The organism is Legionella longbeachae (genome assembly GCF_004283175.1).
Classification (GTDB): domain Bacteria; phylum Pseudomonadota; class Gammaproteobacteria; order Legionellales; family Legionellaceae; genus Legionella; species Legionella longbeachae.
Genome location: NZ_RXNW01000002.1, coordinates 190,150 through 207,597 on the forward strand (window position 1 = coordinate 190,150; position 17,448 = coordinate 207,597).

Genomic DNA, 17,448 nt, shown 5'->3' on the forward strand with positions numbered 1-17,448 from the left:
TGTTATTAGAAATAGCTGGATTTTTAGAGTCCATAAAGCACTCTAGAATAAAGAGAGTGCTTTGTACAGACACTGAATATATTTCAACAAATATGGCCAGAAATATATAAAGGGATAGTATTTTGGCTATAGCCAATCCCAAACAAAAACTTTTAACTCTTTCTCAATATGCCGAAAAAAGGCACGCTAAGAGTAGGGCTTTTAAATGTTGCATAACTTTTACTATTCTTGCCAGTTTGGATAAAAATTTGTGTGTAATAAAGCTTACCCAGCTTATCACGAGCGACACCAATGCCTGTCAAATTATATTGGCCAACAATATTTCTTTTATGGCCTGGACTTCGTAACCACTGCCTTACCACTTCTTGAGCATTTTTGTAATTATAAGCAACATTTTCGGCACCTCCCCCTGTGTTTTTAATTTGGGTGCGTAGCGTAGCGATTCGTTTTCCAAAGTCTTTATGGCCAAAAGGCATGCGATGGTTGGCCATATCCAGGGAATGTTGTTTGGCTTGAATCACAATACGATTATCCATAGTAAGTTTAGATAATCCATGTTGTTGTCTGTATTTGTTAATGTAGAATAAAACAGAATCTTGAATGGCTGCATCACTTTCATGGTCACTATTTTTTGATACAGGTTTCGCGTAAACACAAGACAAGAAGCTAAAAAAAATAGAACTCAAAATTATTGTTTTAATTTTTAAAGACATAATATTCACTTTAATTTTAGGAAATCAACTTGGGTTGAAATAATGACTAAAATAAAGCCAATTGTCTAGAGCTTTATAGATAGAAAGAAAGCCAAAATGAATTTAATTAGATCATTATATCTGATGGCATTAAATTAAGGTGTTAAATTGATAATAGCATCGTGCAGATCTTCGACTTCACCTGAATAATGAAAATAAATTCTTTTTTTTGTGCAATCAATGAGGCATAAGGCCTCTTGGGGGTGATCTCCAAATTGTTTAAATACCCAAAATAGACCGTCATGGTGTTGGCTTTCTATTTCTTTTAACAAATCTACCATTTTATCTTTTTCTAACGCAGAATGAGGACAATTTAAACCTGATGTACCGTGAGTTATTTTATACGCATAATGAGTTTCTTTCATGATAGTATCCCCTAATCTCATAGAGAAAATCAGTCCATTTTGATTAAATTATAGTCTATGATGAGAGGAGTCCGTACACTGTGCGTGATTTATTATTACTAAGATGCGGTGCTGAATTTCTATTATAGATTAACGGACAGTCCAACTAATATGGCATGTAATGTAGGTATATTTGATAATTGTTCTTTTTGAGCGCGCGTATCTAAATGAAGATTAGGGCCATTACCGCTAAATATCCCCTGATATAATAAGCTTAAACTAGCCAGAGCGGTAATTGGATAACCAAAACCGGCTTGTATTTCACCTGCTAGTTGTGAAATGTCATTTAATGGAACACGAGCATCCCTCCAGTGTCGGTATGCAAGCCCCCCTTTTAATTGGGCAAAAAAATCACTATTACCCAGAGGATCGCTTTTGGTTGTAATTAATAAATCCAGGGTAGGGGAAAGAGTGGTTTGCATTGGGATCCATTTTCGTAACGCCTGAAATGTTTCTCTTTGCATGTCCAATTTTATTCGAGTGCCAGTCTGTAGCCCTAATTCCAGGCCTAAAGCAATATTGCCCGCGAGCATCAATTCATTCGCGAGCGCTAGCCTACCTATTGCGGTACTTTTATCGCTAGAATTCACTTGGTAACTGCCAGCGCCAGCACTTGCAGAAACAGACCATGGCTGATCTTGGGATGTTGGTTTAGGGAAATAATTGCCAGCGATTACATTAAATGATAATAAAATTCCTATTATAATTAATTTCATTTGCCATATCCCTAAATGAATTGTTCATAATCATACTTTGCAGGTTACCCATTGAGATGTGTTTGTTTCATCACTGCAAAGTACCTGGGAATGTTAGACATAAAGGCAATAGGTTCTCGCCATAATATCAACTACTTTATTCAGTAAGAGTTCAGCTTCCTCAGGAAACGACCATATTTAGTACATTTTACGAGAAAATATCTCTAAAAACTACTCACATGAGACAACATCAAGTAGAGAGGTTTTTTTTAATTTGTACTTTTTCTCCAGCCATTAATGCTTTATCTAGCATGAGTCTGATTTATTACTTTTTAATTTGGCGGAGAGAGAGGGATTCGAACCCTCGATACGTTGCCGTATACACACTTTCCAGGCGTGCGCCTTCGACCGCTCGGCCATCTCTCCCAATGGGGCAAGCTTATACAGGTCAGATGATAAAATCAACCCTTGTTTTAATCAAACACATAACTTTTAGATGATATTGTATATACTAATAGGTAAAGGGTGCAAAGATGATTACAATTTCTAAGTATGAAATTTAAATTTTGAGAAAAATGATTAATTGTTACCCATATCAAGGATTTTAACATGCCAGTACGAATTTTTCTTGTCGTCTTAAGCCTAATTTCAGTCAATTCACTATGGGCTATTACATGTTACTTTACTCTAGCTAAAGATAATTGTTGGAATAATTATACTGTAACAGTAGATGTCATGGATGCAGCGACAGCAAAAGTTTTAACTACCGCAGTAATACCACCAGGAAAATCTTGGGTACGCCAGATTTTTCCTTGTGCACCAAAAGAAAAATTAATATATCGGGCCCAGTTCTCACCTATAATTTGGGAAAGGGAGAAAGGTCAAATTTATTATGCTAAAAATTATTGGTCTTTACCCAACGACACTAATTCTGGCGATTCGGCATGGAATGTTTCTGTATGTTATCCTTCAGATTTCTCACAGATTCCGCTTCCTCCTGAAGCTACTGGAACATGTAAGTGTGATTTTGATATCATTCCAACGATACCCCCCAAAAAGATATGAATGACATTAATCTAAATATGGACTGACTTTTTAGGATTCATTTTCCTTTATATGTCGAGGGAGAAATTTATGATTACTTTAAGAAATAAAATCGGACAAATGTTAATTATGGGATTTGATGGATGTACTCTTCATGATCAAAGTCCCATGGCTGAATGGCTCTCCTCTGATGGATTGGGTGGTGTTTTATTATTTGATCAAGATGAATCTACAAAATTGTATGGAAAGAATTTAAAAAATTTAACTCAGATACAGCAACTAACCCATTCACTTAATTACTATTCTTCTGGAATGAGTAACAAAAATAATGGATTACCTCTATTAATTGCCATAGATTATGAAGGGGGCGCTGTTGATCGGTTGTCTAGAATTGAAGAAGCTCTGCCAACTATAAGTGCTTATGATATGGCTCATATGTCTCCCGAAGCACTGCACGCGGAATTGATTCAAATGGCATTAACTTTAAAATCTTTGGGTTTTAATCTTAATTTTGCTCCAGTTGTTGATTTAAACTTACAAGAGGAACAAGGCATCATTGGTGCCTTGCATCGTAGTTTTTCAGCTATTCCTGAACAGGTAATTCGCTTTGCAAAACAGTTCGTTAATGTTTTTTCTCATCGCGGTATCGCATGTTGTTATAAGCATTTCCCTGGTCATGGAAGTGCGCTTGGCGATACGCATAAGGGATTTGTTGACGTGACGAACACATTCCAAAAAGAAGAGTTAGAACCTTATTACTCATTGGTACGCGATACACACCAACCGACAATGATTATGACAGCACATGTAGTCAATAAGCATTTGGATAGTCAGGGATTGCCTGCTACGCTATCTTATGAGATTTTGACAGGACTATTACGTCAGTCTATGGGTTATAATGGCGTAGTCATTGCTGATGATTTACAAATGCAAGCAATCACTGATCATTATTCTCTTGAGGACGCTTTATGCCTGACAATCAATGCTGGGGCTGATATGATTATTTTTGCAAATCAATTAGCCCAGATAACTGCGCCTGAAATAATTGAAATAATAGAACGTTTAGTCCTAGAGCAAAAAATAGAGTATCAGCGCATTGAAGATGCTTATCGACGGATTATCCGTTTAAAACAACAAATTAATTGTATCGAATTAGTTGACTAGACTTGACGAAAAATCAAGACATGTTAGAATATAAATCTTATTGTTTATATTTTAAACCTTCATAAGGGTTTCTATGTTAATTCCGTCTTATCATATGACTCATCATTCGACCCTCTCTTATTTTAAGCTTATTTGTTGTTGTTGCTGATCTCATTTTCTTTTTTTCTTTTCCTTTATATTTCGTTTTTTAAGGATTTTCAATATGTGTGCAGCACATCAGCAACCGAAAAAATTTATTTTTAGTATGCCTTTAATTTATGCTTTGATGATTGCTTTGGGGATTGCCAGTGGGATGTCAGATATTAGTATCTTAAAAGAGACTGGATTATTGGTTTCCGATTTATTCATTAAACTCTTCAAATGCATCAGCTTACCAATTATTTCTTTATCGATAATTGTTACCTTAGCAAATTATAAGACAGATGGGCATATGAAAAAAATTTGGAAGCGAACAATTACATATACTTTTTCGACCACAATAGTGGCTGCGATGATCAGCTGTTTGCTCTATATCGTCATCCATCCTAGCTCCGTTCAGGTCAATTTGAACCCTCAAGAGGTGAAATCGGCAAGCAGCTTGGGATATGTTGGGTACTTGGCAAATATTATTCCAACGAACTTATTAGCTCCATTTTTAGAACAGCAAGTCATGGGGGTATTATTTTTAAGTATTATTATTGGTATTGCAGTACGTCAAATACCCGATGAAGAGTCACGCGACATAATGGCTCGTTTCTTTCGTGGCGCGCATGGAATGTTTTTGGTGATGACCCGCTGGATTATTACCGTTATCCCTTTGGGACTGTTTGGTTTTATTACTTCCACAGTTGTTCAATTACGTTCTGGTATGGACATTAAAGGGATAGGTGAATACTTATTGATAGTTGTTTTAGCGAATTTAATTCAAGGTTTCATTATATTGCCTTTATGGTTGAAGAAGCACAAAATCCAGCCTTTTACCGCAATGCGTTCTATGCTACCCGCATTATCGGTCGCTTTTTTCTCTAAGTCTTCAGTGGGCACATTACCTGTGACTATGAGTACCATAGAAAAGAATCTACAGGTTAAGCCATCAATTAGCCGTTTCGTATTACCACTATGCACCAGTATCAATATGAATGGTTGCGCGGCTTTTATTTTTGCAACAGTGATTTATTTAATGCAAAACCATGGTATGCCAATTTCTTATAGTACAATGGCTTTATGGGTTATCATTGCTACTGTTGCTGCGATTGGTAACGCCGGTGTTCCTATGGGATGCTTTTTCCTAAGCGTTAGCTTGTTATCGAGTATGAATGTTCCAATTGTACTTATGGGGGTTATTTTACCTTTCTACGGTTTAATTGATATGCTAGAGACTTCCTTAAATGTTTGGTCTGATGCCTGCGTCACAAAGATTGTAAATGATAAAGCCATTGCAGATGAGCAAAATGAATTAAAACCCAGGAACGTATCTGCATATGAGCCAGAGCTGGGGTAAAAGAATATTTGGGGGCGTAAGCTGTGAAACGGCATCTACTACGTCCCTAAAGCTTAAAAGCTTTAAATTTACATAAGGGCCGTATCCGGGTTCAATTTCTTTTTAATCTTTTCTGATTAGGGTTAAATTGTGTGACCCTATTAAATTTCTATACAAACATAAGTAAATTTGGTAGTGTTTGCAACTGAAAAATTTAGGGTCCATTGGTAACTGGCTTCTATTATCGACAAGTCGCTTTTGTCAACAAACTCTATTAAAAATTCGTGTTAAAACCAGTCGTTTAATTTAAAATTTTAAGGAATAAAATGAAAAAGTTATTCGCAATCTTAAGTCCTGCCTATACCGAAGTTGGTGATACCCTTAAAGATTTATCTTCTTTTGTAATTAATCCTTTTCATCAAATTATGTATGAGCAAGTTTGTGGTTATTCATTAGGCCATGAAGTTATATTTTTTGATAATCTAGAAGATGCTCACAATAACATTGATGTTGGTATCCGTGGTTCAAAAACGGATTCTAAAGCCGCAGCTCAAAAGGCGATTATTGAGTTAGATGCTGATGATGAAAAAATAACCGGAGTTTCTAAACTGCATACTGCCGACGTTCGCAAACTCTATGAGCAAGCAGATCAAGAACGTTTTTTCAAAGCAGTTCGGATCCCGGTCTGGAAGGAACAGGCTATTGATCCAGCGCAAGACCTTACTGAAGGAGCAGTAGATGAGTTAAACAGGCAGTACCAGGAATGTAAGAAAACCGTTACAGCCCAAGCATCGTAAAAAACGCGATTTGAAAATATTAAAGCAAACCGAGGTACTTATGAAGAATCTTCTGGTTTGCTTTTATCTTGTATTTAAAGTGATGTACCAAATTTCTGTAATTGATTCAAATCACCTAATCGCTTTTGGTATCTTTGATACTATACTAAAATAAAATTCATTATTGAGGATAACTCAGACAGCACGTAAAATTACTATTTAATTTGTAATATATTTGTTTTACTATAGGGGAGATGTGCTTTTTTTTTAAAGTAAGGAGTAAATTTATTATGAAAAGAACAGGCTTTTTTAATAAAGAATTACCAAAAAAGTTATCTCCAGAAGGTTTGAGACGCGCTGAGGAGTTTGATAAGCGTGAAAGTGGAGTGGACTATGTGAGAAATAAAACAGACCATAAAAAACTAACCGCATCAATGGAGCAGCACTTAGAACAAGAAAATCACCAAAAACGTCAAGAAATCGAAGAAAGACAGCATACTTTTAGGTAATTACATTTACCTATTTAGTGAAGGCGGTATTTGATGTATTTTCCGCCTCCTAGTTGTATTTAACCAACTAATAAAAAACATAAGTGTCCATGCCATATTGTAGCAAAAGGCTGCATTTGGTTGGCGCATATTGTGCGAATAAAATGCCTCTCATATAGGACACCCTGTTTCCTCATCATATTTATGAAATCAACCTTTTAATAGAAAGAGAATCGCTAGAGTGTTCGTTGTTCAAGTCGATTGAAATTTGATTGGTTTTGGGGTAATTATCTGCTATTTCGAGTAATGCTTTTACACCAAAACACTTTACCAAATCTAATGTTAGCGCTGTTAAATTAGATCCTCGAATAAAACGATGGCCATTTACAGAGACTTCTTTGTTTTGTTGTTGCAGAACGGTAATAATTTCATTCGGAACACTATCAATAAATTGGGAATTATTGCCTGTATGCTGAGCAATATAATTCTTTAAACAGGATACCGAACTTGTATCATCAAGCATATCGCATGGAGCTATATTTTTGTCTTTTAATAGATGCATAGTCACAATAGTGGTTGCAAGCAATAATCCATTTAACTCAATATCTAATTCTAAAGTTTTTAATGCATTTCGATTTAAAATGCTGATACTGTCAGATTCAAAATCAGATCCATAAAAAATTTGTTTTTTACCATCAAGAATTTGCTGAAGTAGGTTCTTATGAAAACTGTAAAACTCATGAAATGTATTCGCTAAGTCTTTTAGATTATATTGATTAGTCAAAATGGAAGGGTTTCGTTCGAACATCATCCCCCATGTTTTAATGTTAAAGTCATTGAGTGTATCCGATCCATATGCCCATTTGTCACGATTAGCCACACCAACGGCTACATCATAAATAATCTCCTTTTCTTGATCGGTAATTATTAAAGAATGTGCACAAATAATTCGCGTCAATATTTTATTAAATTCTTCTTTATCGCTGTAATTACTGAAAGGTATTGTACAATATGTTGCCATGAGTATTGGTAGTATCAACTTTTTATCGACCCTCAACTTCAATAATTCAATCTCGGCAACCAGACAACTTACTTCCTCTACAACTTTAGTGCTTGTCTTACTGATAAGTGTCGCACTTAGCGGGACTGCGATAGGGTCAATCCGATAAGAACCTGCTTCTTGAGTAGCATAGGGTAATAACGCCTCATGATAACGGCCTTTGCGATGAATAACATCGTGATAAAATGCCCCCATAATCCCTTGTGCCACAGCCAATTTCTCATTATCAGGAATGAGAGAATCAAACTGATTTGTTAAGCGTTCAAATTCCCCTTGATTTTTTAAAAAAGGCTCAACACGATTAATAAGTTTGCAATAAGCTTGTTCGGCTGATTTAGGGATTAACTGCCGTGGATGACCCAAACCTCGATGATAAAAACGAGCCTCATCATCATAACATGACTTCATTTGGGTAAAACATAAATTTGCTTCAGATTGCTTGATTTCTGGTTGTAATGCTCGTAATGCCCACATGAAAATAACTTCATCAATCCATGAATTACCGGATTCCGAAATAGGCTGGTCAGAAAATATTGAAAATTTACTTATTAATTGTGTACTTAGCATAATTACCTTAGAATTCAATCATGTATTTGTAAATAAAACATTATACATGATCTTTTTATAACCAGTGTATATTGGATTATTCGCATTTTAAATAAACATTAATTCTCTCTTTATTCATCCACTATTATATTTTATAAAGCAAACAGAGAGTGTACAAAATTGTCTATTCAAACTAATTCCTAGGTCTATTAGGATTATGATTTTCCTCTTGCTGTTCGTCTCTTTTCAGATGTTTCGACAAATCTTTATGGGTTATTTTATTTTCTTCAGCAATATTGCCATTATCATGCCGATCATATGCATTTTCAATTTTTTCAAATTGCTCCTTTTTAGCGTTACTTAATTGATCTTTTGACTTTGGTTGTAAGTTAGTGAATAAACGTTTCATTATTATCTCCTGCTAATTCATTTGCATGTTATTTATGACCACCCTTAGGACGCCGTCTGTGTTCTTCATTATCTTCGAGATGGTGTCCAGGATGCTTGTCTTTTTGTTTACCACTGTCTTGAAATATTGTAAATTGAGTTCCCTTTTTAATCGATGGCTTATCTTCTTCATATTGGATTTTGAGAAATCCCATTTCCTCTAATTTTTCATGGTACGACTCATCCACTTTATCTTGGGGTAGCATATACAGATCTTTTGAACAAGTTGCAGTAACATCTAAATTAGCTTTACCTAAAAACTCGCTAAATAGTTTTTTATCATAAATAGTAATTGATCTGGCTCCTAAATCTGCAGTCATTATTCGTTTAGGGGTGACTCCTCTGGGTACGTTTGTATCAAAAAGAATAATTTCTGCCTTTTTACCCATAGCTTCTTGTAAGTCTTTAAAGAAATTTTTGCTAACCTGTCTATGCTTTGATAGATTATAAGATGTTGGAACAAATCGTCCATCTCCTTGCCCGCGACTAAATGCGCGCTCGACTGAGATTTCAGGGGGAACTGTTACAACTGTGAGTAATAGTTTACCCGAGTTAGCTACGCCAAGTTCCATGCGTTCCTTAGACATGTTAACACCGTCGATAAGAATATGTGGTCCAACACCCTTATCCACTTTCTTCTGCAATCGGCTGTAGGCTAAATCGGTTAGTAATCCCGCCTCATGATTATTTAATGTGCCAGAAAATTCACTGCGCTCACCAGTAATATGTTGATGGCTTATCATGAGCCTATGGGTATCTGTATTTACTTTTACGGTATTATCCCATTCGATCTCCAAGTGTTCTTCGGCCATTGTAGCAACTGTTGCTACAGCTGAACCTTTACCACAAGCAGGAGCACCGGCCATCATAAATGTAACGCGTTCTTCGGGATCAGGTATGTCTAAGCGTTCGAAATCACATTCATCAACTGCATCAGAAATGAGTGGTTCAACCTCTTGTTCAAAAAACTCACTACACATCTCTTGATAAGCGCGATCTGAAATTATTCTTTTTGCAATTTCTTCCATTGCTCGTTCAGGATCTCTTAGTATTATTTCTTGGGGATTCTTCGCGTTAGGAATTAGGTTTTCTTCGCCATAACGAGTTACAAGATCATCTCCTAATTCACTTTCTGGAATTTTTTTTGTTATATAACGTGCATGATTACCAAGAATATATTCACCACTCTTATATCTTTGTTTGATTGTGCCAAGAACTTCTGCATACTGCTCCCTATATTGTCCCGATCCTCTTGATGCACTTTCAGCCAAGACTCTAGATTCATGAGTGAACTCTTCTTGCTTCTCATTTAGCCATTTATTAAATTTAACACCATAGACTGTTGAGTTTTTTAGTGTTCGATATATATCATGCACTTTTTCGACAATATCCTCATCAGTGTCTGTTTTTAGTTCTGTTTCAGCATAAACGATGGTGTGAAATAAATTCAGACGTGTCAAAGGATAGGTGATTAACTTTTGAACATCAGGGGCTCCAAGAGCACTTGCCAATTCAGCTACTTCATATCCACCTCGTAAACAATGATGTAAGTTAGTGAAATTAGCATCTTCTGGAATGACATATTTATTTTCGTCTTTAGTTTTTGTTCCCAATGTTTCCAAATGTTGACCTAATGTTACCGAAGGAACACTCCAGGCATTATCACAGTTAATTTCGCGATAATCTTGTGGAAAGAATGAGGATTTATAATGACGCAACCAACGCTCCCATTCTTTATTTTTTCTTGTTGTTAGTTCTTTGAATTCAAGAGTTGAATGTTCTTTTTTATTTATAACAATATTTGTTGTTGGAACTACATCAAAATTAAAGTAATTTCTTCTATCCATAACCGGCATTGATTTAGGTGGAATATTTGCTGCCATAAACACAAAATTAGCCATTAAGGCAGAGGTTTTTCCACAGCCGTCAGCAAGAAAATGATCCGTTAAATTTACACGGTATTCACACCAGGCTGCTAATTCAATTGCAGCTTTTTCTCTTTTTACAGGATCTTTAATTCTTTTTACATCTTGTATTTTTGTGAAAAATTGTCTCGAGAAATCAGTTAATTGAGATTCTAAATCTTTAACGCGAGTATAAACCTTAAATTTTTCGCTATCATGGGTTCGTTTCCAATCACCGTCCACAATTCCATTTCCCATAATAGTGGCGATTTCACCTAAAAATTGCTTCACATCTTCAGGTGATTTGAGTAGCTTTTCATCTGCCACCTTAAATGCAAGATTCATGGCTTGGTTATAATTAGTTTCAATCATCTGGACAATTTCTGCTTTTGTTTTAGTAATCAGATTACGGACATCCAGACGGGCCATTTTTTCGTTTTGTTTTAAAATTTCGATTTCATTAGTAGTTAATCTCAAATTTTCATAAACATCCTTACACAGTGGAGGTACTACATTGGGATCTAAACCATTTGCTTCTAATTTTAGTTGGAGGGAGTGGGGCATAACACTTTCAGCTGCGGATACATCTATGGTTCCTGTAATTACAGTACGACTTAATGCCCGCATATTATCAAGGCCTATGCGCTTATATGATCCAAGCTCTCGAGTTTTCTCTATCAGAGGTAAGGTTTCATCAGCACTAAGTTTTGTTGCCAGCAAGGCAAAGTTTGTCAGTAATACAGCTAATTCAGTTTGTTTATCATTAACATCTAGATCATGGCCATGAATGACTTCGTGCTCAATATATTTAGCCAATTCCAAGGCTTTCTTTATCTTTTCTTCTCTATCTACTGTATTATTGATTTCATAGATATATATCAATAGTTGCGCAGAAAAATCAGAGACTGCTTCTGATTGCATTGACAAATCGATATCAATATTTAATGCAATTTCTGAAATTAAATCATGCATCGTCTCAGAATCGTATATCAGCCCTTGGCTTATTGCCTCAGCTGCTTCATCGAGTTTATCCATTGCCTCATTAAACGTTTCTTTGTCAGTTAACGTATAACTCTGCCGGCTATTCTCAAGAATACTTTGCCAGCCAGTAGATTTAAATCTTTCAATTTCTTCGCGAGAACGCATTAGAGTCTCCTGTAGGGATACATGCAAAAATATATACAGGAAGTATAGCAAATGTTCTTTGGATTAAAATTAAGGCAATATTAACTGTCAAACCATATGCCTTTAGCATTGATAATGATTCAAAACGTATCTTCGGTGACATAAAGAATCTATAAAATCGCATTCTCTATATGAGGTATAAGTTCTTTACAGTGCCTCATCATTCTTTGGTCTTCTGGTGGCAATGTCCAATAATCACCATATTGTTGAATGAGAAATGTTTCGGCATTTTTAGGAATATTAAATTCTTTAGTTTCAAAGGAAATACGTTGTAGGGGATATATTTCATCATGTTTTATCAAATTACTACCAACACAATTATAACCACGCCCTATATAAGGACTTTTACTGCTGTTGGCTTTATAGATAATTCTATCGAGGAAAAATTCAAGCAAAGATTTAGGTAATAGAGAAGCTATAGATCTATAAAGGGTTGGATAATGTCCTATTTTTACCTTACTGTATTTTGTGCTTAATAAACGTGAGATTTTTTTTGCATAAAATTTATAACGCTTTCGCTGTTTGGGATCTACAGGCATGTTGTCATAGACAAAAACATCAATAAAGATTCCTTGTACGTAAGGTTCATTCCCTTTTTCATGTTTTTCAATAAAACGACTGCACCGATCCCTGATTTTTAATGGGGTGGCCATATTAAAATAACCAGGGTCGCTGTGTATTGTTTGGAGCCACATAAAATCTGGAATTTCTGTAGGAGCAATACGTAAAAATTTTTCGTAACTTGCTCGAGGCATGGCAATATCGACATCATCATCCCATGGGATAAAACCTTGATGTCGTACAGCCCCTAGAAGGGTTCCTGCATCAAGCCAATAGTCCAAATTATGCTTAAGACAAATAGAATCAATGACCTCAAGCATCGTGAGCATTTTTAATTGAGCTTCCCTTAATCGGCCATCACTAAATGCAGTATCTGCAGCATATGGGTTTATTTGCTGTGCAAGTGTCATAAATTATTTTCTTCATTACCAATGACAATAAGGATTATATTATCAAAATAATTTAAAATCATTAACAGAGAGTCATTAATAAATTTTATAACTTAAGGAACGGCGAAGAGTAATTATTGATTTATCGAAAATTAAACACGAAAATGCACTGAAAGTAAGAACTCCAGGATTTGTTGACAATTTGTTCTGCTCGTTGCGTCCCATCCTTTGTGCGTGGGAGCCAATTATCAACAGATCTTAATGTAAATTTTTTAAATTTTTTATTGAAATTGGGTCATTTATGCCAGATGAATTAAAACATTATTATCTGCAAATTATGGGTATCGATCTTTGGAAACTGCGTCAATCTAATTCTTGTCAAAAAGACCTCTCCTCATTAGCAAAAGAAGTGTCATCATGCACACGCTGTCCTCTGCATAAGACCCGTACTCAAACAGTATTTTATCGTGGTCATGAAAAAGCCAAGTTAATGATTGTTGGCGAAGCTCCAGGTTTTTATGAAGATCAGCAGGGTTTGCCTTTTGTAGGGAAAGCAGGAGGTTTATTAAATCAAATGCTTCGAAGTATTGAGATGGTTGAAAAGGACGTCTATATTGCTAATGTTTTAAAATGCAGACCACCTGATAATCGTGATCCCCATCTGGATGAAATCGCTCAATGCAGTTCTTTTCTGGTTCGCCAGATAGAACTTGTCAAACCCCATCTTATTTTGGCGTTAGGGCGCTTTGCTGGTCAATTTTTATTAAACAAGCCTCTTTCTTTGAAACAACTTCGTAATACAATACATCATTATAATAATATCCCCTTTATCGTGAGTTACCATCCTGCTTATCTTTTACGTAATCCATCCGATAAGAAAAAAACATATATTGATTTGCTGACTGTAAAAAAATTGCTTGCAGAAAAAATGAGCTGAGGTACTTGAAACAAACAGTTATTAAAAATAATTTTTTGATATAAAATTGGCTAATTTGTTCAAGTTATTAATGAGCCTCATCGTAAACCTATTTTAAGGCAAGCAGGAGAAGTTATAATGTACGATAAACACAGCCAATTTTTCCGAAATCAAAAAGAGAAATTAGCCTTGGATATTCGTTTTTTTAATGTGATAAAAACATCTGCAACTACCTATGAACTGTATCGAGGCTTTGATAACCTTGCCTCTGTAATTTTTAGCCTGCCAACTTTGCTTATTGGTATTTTTGGTAAGACCTATCCTGAAATGATTGCCATCGAGCAGATTAAACTGCATAAATTAACTAATTTATCCAATGATTTTCATATGGTTAGTATGTCTGAAGACTTCGAAGTTGCTTTTGATTGGGGAAATGGTTGCTTTATTACCATTGATCCTGTGCTTTTCCGAAGTTTTACTGTAGATGTTCATGAAACATATCGCAAAAATGATCTGAATCTTCCTGGTCGAATGGAACGTGAAAAAGAGCATGTGGCTTTGGTAGTTCCCTATTGCAGTATAAAGAAAATAACGGTTAACAATAAGGACATAGCGAACCCGTTTTATTTGGCAATTTCTATTAACAACCAAGAAGCAATAAAAGCATTCAAGGGGATTTACTGTGAGCTTGTTTCACTGTTAAGAAATAAATACACCAAGGAGCTGGATCCCTATGAAGAGAAATCAGCACTTAGAGAATATGTGGCAGCATATCTTCAGTTTTATGATAATCACAGCGGGGGTAATAATCCCTTTAACAAAAATCACCAAGAATTTGTTGAACTTTACCCTGAGTTTATGGAATATTTTTTCCAAGCAAATTCTCATCAACTTAAATCCGATTTAATAAAAGATAATGCGATGGCTTCTTCTGATAACCTATTTAAAGAGCATTTTTATACGAAATCAATTGATGCATCCTTCATACATCGCTTCAAAGAGACGACAACATATTATGAGGATGATTGGGCACGGCCATTTTATGAGTAAGCGAATTGTGGTCGTATTTTGAACTTCTCGAATGAACCTATATGAATTAATTCTCGTTCAAGGAATGGCCATGTATCAGTTTTTCAATTATTTCATTTTTTAATTGAATCGTTAACCTGGCAATCGCACTTTTTACTTCTTCTGAAAGTATCGTGTCTAAAGTAATTGTATTAATTTCTATTCCATAAAATAATAAATGATTAGGTAATTCATTAAGAGCACTCGCTATTTGCAGTGCTTGTAAAACACCTATGTTATGAGTTGAGAATTTGGGGGCAGAATCAACAATATCCTCATTAGTAAACTGATGTATAGTCCCTAATGTACTATTTGATCTTACTGCGTCAATTAAAAAAACTGTATCAGATGTTCTTAGTAATTCAACAAGGCGGATTCCTGGATGGTCAATACGTTCAATATGTACGTGAGCTGAGATAGCAGTACATGCCGCAAGTTGTCGTTTCAATGCTTCTGCCACTTCCCATCCTGCCTGATCATCACCAAAAGGTGAACCTATTCCTAGAACCTTTATAAAACTCATTTTCGATTCACTTTAAGTGTCAGAAAATGAGTGGAACATGAAATACATGGGTCATAATTGCGAATGATCATTTCACTGTAAGAGCGTAATAAATCTTCATCCTTATCTAATCCAAATTGATTCAAGGAAATACGTAAATCTTCTTCTATACGGGCTTGATTTTGACTTGTTGGGGGAACGATGCGCGCGTTTTTAACGTGTCCTTGTGTATCAAATTCAAAGTGCTGCCATAAAGTTCCTCTAGGTGCCTCAGTGCATCCAAAACCTATTCCTGTACATGGAGTAACCTTTGGATGCGCTTCTTTGGGTGTTTCATAGTGCTCTAAAATTCGAATAGCTTCTAAAATGCAAAAATAGATTTCGATAGCTCGTGCAATGATACTGTAATACATATTATATGAAGGGAAATTAATTTTTAAATCCTGTAAAAGAAGATGGATTGGGGCGGGTAAATGTCCGAAACAATTATTGACGCGTGCGAGGGGACCTACGAGATAAGGTTTATTTTGAAGTAAACAATGTAATGCAGTGGAGTAGGGGACTTGCTTTTCTTTAAAATAGCTATCAAAGTCATCAATGCTAATATTTAAACCATGATTAGATACAAGTCTTCCTTCATTGAAAGGATACTCTGTGGGATGATAAAGGGAAACACAAGTAAAATCATGGGTGTTATCAGGAAAAGAAAAGGTTGCAAGCCAGCGAATTAATGCCTCTCCATCTTCAACTCTTGCTTTTGCTTGCTCTAATAATAGCTTGATTTCAGATGGATTAGGTGCTTTGTAAAATCCACCCACACATGCCCCAACTGGATGTACGGAACGACCACCAAATAACTTGATTAAATCATTGCCAAAGGCTTGCAATCGCATGCCTCGCCTTAGTTCCTCAGGGTAATGTTTTGCCATTTCAGGCGCTGATTTAAAACCTAGAAAGTCGGGTAAAGCTAAAAAATGTATGTGCATACTATGGCTTTCTAACCATTCACCGCAATAAAATAGCCGACGCATCTCACGCACCCAAGGTGAGGCGGTTATTGCGAAACAGTGTTCAATAGCTTGAGTTGAAGTCATTTGATAGGCAACAGGACATATACCACAAATTCGCGCTACCAAATCTAAAACATCCGTGTAACTTCTACCTTCTAAAAATTTTTCAAATAATCGAGGGGGTTCATAAATTTTTAATTGTAAGGCGGTAATTTGTTGATTGCGAATTTCAAGCTCGAGAGCACCTTCACCTTCTACACGTGCTAAAATAGGGACATTGATTGAAATCGTATTACTCATGGCTGATTTTAATTCCCTTAAAATAATTTCCCGCTGCGTTAAATGCAGGAGCTTGATTGTTAATATGTAAAAATTTTTGGGCTACAGTTTCTTTACTATAACCAAGCTGTATCAACCGATCTCCCAAAGATTGGGTGTTTAAATTCTCTTTTGGGCCATAACAGGCATAACATCCTCGCCCCACTGATGGACAAAGTGATCCGCATCCCATCTGTGTGACCGGTCCCATGCATGCTTGTTTTTGGGTAACCAAAACACAAACATTTCCTTTTCGTTTACATTCCATGCACTCAGAATCTTTTTTGATATGCGGAGCAGCATTAGATAATAAAAAGCGGATGGCTTCCATTACTTGATTGCTATTCACGGGGCAACCCCATAATTCCCAATCCACTTTAACGTGATGAGAAATTGGTGTTGATGTATTTAAGCTTTTTATATGTTTTGGGGATGCATAAATACTGCCTATCCATTTTTTAGCGTCAACGAAATTGCGTAATGCTTGGATGCCACCAGAGGTGGCGCAGGCTCCAATAGTAATCACATATTTACTGTTTTCGCGAATTTTTTTTATCCGTATCTCTTCTTCTGGAGTAGAAATACTGCCTTCAACGAAAGCTATATCTACTGGCTTATCAAGATTAACTGTCCCTGCCTCTGAAAAATGCACTATATCAACCAAATCCGATAAGCTTAGTAACGCTTCTCCAGCATTTAAAAGAGCCAATTGACATCCATCACAAGAGGTAAATTTATGTACTGCCAAACATGGCTTCAT

The 17,448-nt window shown here is 35.8% G+C and carries 17 protein-coding genes and 1 tRNA gene; 7 read left to right on the forward strand and 11 right to left on the reverse strand.

What is annotated here, in order from left to right:
- Positions 1–152: 152 nt before the first annotated feature.
- From EKG34_RS02880 to EKG34_RS02895, 4 genes are all read right to left on the reverse strand, one after another.
- Positions 153–713: a CAP domain-containing protein gene (locus EKG34_RS02880; protein ID WP_003635826.1), complete on the reverse strand. Its 561-nt coding sequence runs from the start codon at positions 711–713 to the stop codon at positions 153–155.
- Between the two features lie 134 nt (positions 714–847).
- Positions 848–1,117: a hypothetical protein gene (locus EKG34_RS02885; protein WP_003635827.1), complete on the reverse strand. Its 270-nt coding sequence runs from the start codon at positions 1,115–1,117 to the stop codon at positions 848–850.
- A gap of 122 nt (positions 1,118–1,239) precedes the next feature.
- Entirely contained in the window at positions 1,240–1,872 is a 633-nt protein-coding gene (locus tag EKG34_RS02890; protein ID WP_003635829.1) for a hypothetical protein, read from the reverse strand.
- Between the two features lie 317 nt (positions 1,873–2,189).
- Positions 2,190–2,277 (reverse strand) — tRNA-Ser (locus EKG34_RS02895).
- 183 nt (positions 2,278–2,460) lie between these two features.
- Between EKG34_RS02895 and EKG34_RS02900 the strand changes: the two genes are divergently transcribed.
- The 5 genes from EKG34_RS02900 (at position 2,461) to EKG34_RS02920 (ending at position 6,803) form a co-directional block, all read left to right on the forward strand.
- Positions 2,461–2,916 (forward strand): hypothetical protein, encoded by a 456-nt coding sequence (locus EKG34_RS02900; RefSeq protein WP_012979313.1) that lies wholly within the window; start codon positions 2,461–2,463, stop codon positions 2,914–2,916.
- A 69-nt stretch (positions 2,917–2,985) separates the two neighbouring features.
- Positions 2,986–4,059, forward strand: a complete 1,074-nt coding sequence (locus tag EKG34_RS02905) for a glycoside hydrolase family 3 protein (RefSeq protein ID WP_003635832.1) — start codon at positions 2,986–2,988, stop codon at positions 4,057–4,059.
- Positions 4,060–4,261: 202 nt separating this feature from the next.
- Positions 4,262–5,539 carry a dicarboxylate/amino acid:cation symporter gene (locus EKG34_RS02910; protein ID WP_003635834.1) on the forward strand — a complete coding sequence of 426 codons (1,278 nt, stop codon included), beginning with the start codon at positions 4,262–4,264 and terminating at the stop codon, positions 5,537–5,539.
- Positions 5,540–5,844: 305 nt separating this feature from the next.
- Positions 5,845–6,315 (forward strand): hypothetical protein, encoded by a 471-nt coding sequence (locus EKG34_RS02915; protein ID WP_003635838.1) that lies wholly within the window; start codon positions 5,845–5,847, stop codon positions 6,313–6,315.
- Positions 6,316–6,584: 269 nt separating this feature from the next.
- Positions 6,585–6,803, forward strand: a complete 219-nt coding sequence (locus EKG34_RS02920) for a hypothetical protein (RefSeq protein WP_003635841.1) — start codon at positions 6,585–6,587, stop codon at positions 6,801–6,803.
- Positions 6,804–6,984: 181 nt separating this feature from the next.
- Here the strand turns inward: EKG34_RS02920 and EKG34_RS02925 are convergent, their stop codons facing one another.
- From EKG34_RS02925 to EKG34_RS02940, 4 genes are all read right to left on the reverse strand, one after another.
- The gene (locus EKG34_RS02925; RefSeq protein ID WP_003635843.1) at positions 6,985–8,409 is read right to left on the reverse strand and encodes a hypothetical protein; all 1,425 of its coding nucleotides are present in this window, start codon (positions 8,407–8,409) and stop codon (positions 6,985–6,987) included.
- Positions 8,410–8,581: 172 nt separating this feature from the next.
- Positions 8,582–8,797: a hypothetical protein gene (locus tag EKG34_RS02930; protein ID WP_003635845.1), complete on the reverse strand. Its 216-nt coding sequence runs from the start codon at positions 8,795–8,797 to the stop codon at positions 8,582–8,584.
- 28 nt (positions 8,798–8,825) lie between these two features.
- Positions 8,826–11,885, reverse strand: coding sequence for a zeta toxin family protein (locus EKG34_RS02935; RefSeq protein WP_003635846.1), 3,060 nt, complete (start codon positions 11,883–11,885; stop codon positions 8,826–8,828).
- 149 nt (positions 11,886–12,034) lie between these two features.
- Positions 12,035–12,895, reverse strand: a complete 861-nt coding sequence (locus tag EKG34_RS02940; protein WP_003635848.1) for a LicD family protein — start codon at positions 12,893–12,895, stop codon at positions 12,035–12,037.
- A gap of 280 nt (positions 12,896–13,175) precedes the next feature.
- On the opposite strand from EKG34_RS02940, the gene EKG34_RS02945 reads away from it, so the two are divergent.
- Both EKG34_RS02945 and lart1 read left to right on the forward strand, forming a co-directional pair.
- On the forward strand, positions 13,176–13,811 hold the full coding sequence (locus EKG34_RS02945) for a uracil-DNA glycosylase (RefSeq protein WP_003635851.1): 636 nt from the start codon (positions 13,176–13,178) through the stop codon (positions 13,809–13,811).
- 117 nt (positions 13,812–13,928) lie between these two features.
- Entirely contained in the window at positions 13,929–14,840 is a 912-nt protein-coding gene (gene lart1 / locus EKG34_RS02950; RefSeq protein WP_003635853.1) for an NAD(+)--arginine ADP-ribosyltransferase Lart1, read from the forward strand.
- Positions 14,841–14,886: 46 nt separating this feature from the next.
- Here lart1 and EKG34_RS02955 read toward each other — a convergent pair whose 3' ends face one another.
- Genes EKG34_RS02955 through EKG34_RS02965 form a run of 3 tightly spaced genes read right to left on the reverse strand, consistent with a single transcriptional unit; the run spans position 14,887 to position 17,448 of the window.
- Positions 14,887–15,381, reverse strand: coding sequence for a hydrogenase maturation protease (locus EKG34_RS02955; RefSeq protein ID WP_003635855.1), 495 nt, complete (start codon positions 15,379–15,381; stop codon positions 14,887–14,889).
- A complete protein-coding gene (locus EKG34_RS02960; protein WP_003635857.1) occupies positions 15,378–16,670 on the reverse strand; it encodes a Ni/Fe hydrogenase subunit alpha in 1,293 nt (430 codons plus the stop codon). The genes EKG34_RS02955 and EKG34_RS02960 overlap by 4 nt, the downstream gene beginning before the upstream one ends.
- Positions 16,663–17,448, reverse strand: a complete 786-nt coding sequence (locus EKG34_RS02965) for an NADH-quinone oxidoreductase subunit B family protein (protein ID WP_003635859.1) — start codon at positions 17,446–17,448, stop codon at positions 16,663–16,665. The genes EKG34_RS02960 and EKG34_RS02965 overlap by 8 nt, the downstream gene beginning before the upstream one ends.

Bases quoted from the DNA above. Each gene is read 5' to 3' on its own strand.
- EKG34_RS02880 (WP_003635826.1), bottom strand. From the start codon at position 713: ATGTCTTTAAAAATTAAAACAATAATTTTGAGTTCTATTTTTTTTAGC.
- EKG34_RS02885 (WP_003635827.1), bottom strand. From the start codon at position 1,117: ATGAAAGAAACTCATTATGCGTATAAAATAACTCACGGTACATCAGGT.
- EKG34_RS02890 (WP_003635829.1), bottom strand. From the start codon at position 1,872: ATGAAATTAATTATAATAGGAATTTTATTATCATTTAATGTAATCGCT.
- EKG34_RS02900 (WP_012979313.1), top strand. From the start codon at position 2,461: ATGCCAGTACGAATTTTTCTTGTCGTCTTAAGCCTAATTTCAGTCAAT.
- EKG34_RS02905 (WP_003635832.1), top strand. From the start codon at position 2,986: ATGATTACTTTAAGAAATAAAATCGGACAAATGTTAATTATGGGATTT.
- EKG34_RS02910 (WP_003635834.1), top strand. From the start codon at position 4,262: ATGTGTGCAGCACATCAGCAACCGAAAAAATTTATTTTTAGTATGCCT.
- EKG34_RS02915 (WP_003635838.1), top strand. From the start codon at position 5,845: ATGAAAAAGTTATTCGCAATCTTAAGTCCTGCCTATACCGAAGTTGGT.
- EKG34_RS02920 (WP_003635841.1), top strand. From the start codon at position 6,585: ATGAAAAGAACAGGCTTTTTTAATAAAGAATTACCAAAAAAGTTATCT.
- EKG34_RS02925 (WP_003635843.1), bottom strand. From the start codon at position 8,409: ATGCTAAGTACACAATTAATAAGTAAATTTTCAATATTTTCTGACCAG.
- EKG34_RS02930 (WP_003635845.1), bottom strand. From the start codon at position 8,797: ATGAAACGTTTATTCACTAACTTACAACCAAAGTCAAAAGATCAATTA.
- EKG34_RS02935 (WP_003635846.1), bottom strand. From the start codon at position 11,885: ATGCGTTCTCGCGAAGAAATTGAAAGATTTAAATCTACTGGCTGGCAA.
- EKG34_RS02940 (WP_003635848.1), bottom strand. From the start codon at position 12,895: ATGACACTTGCACAGCAAATAAACCCATATGCTGCAGATACTGCATTT.
- EKG34_RS02945 (WP_003635851.1), top strand. From the start codon at position 13,176: ATGCCAGATGAATTAAAACATTATTATCTGCAAATTATGGGTATCGAT.
- lart1 (WP_003635853.1), top strand. From the start codon at position 13,929: ATGTACGATAAACACAGCCAATTTTTCCGAAATCAAAAAGAGAAATTA.
- EKG34_RS02955 (WP_003635855.1), bottom strand. From the start codon at position 15,381: ATGAGTTTTATAAAGGTTCTAGGAATAGGTTCACCTTTTGGTGATGAT.
- EKG34_RS02960 (WP_003635857.1), bottom strand. From the start codon at position 16,670: ATGAGTAATACGATTTCAATCAATGTCCCTATTTTAGCACGTGTAGAA.
- EKG34_RS02965 (WP_003635859.1), bottom strand. From the start codon at position 17,448: ATGAAGCCATGTTTGGCAGTACATAAATTTACCTCTTGTGATGGATGT.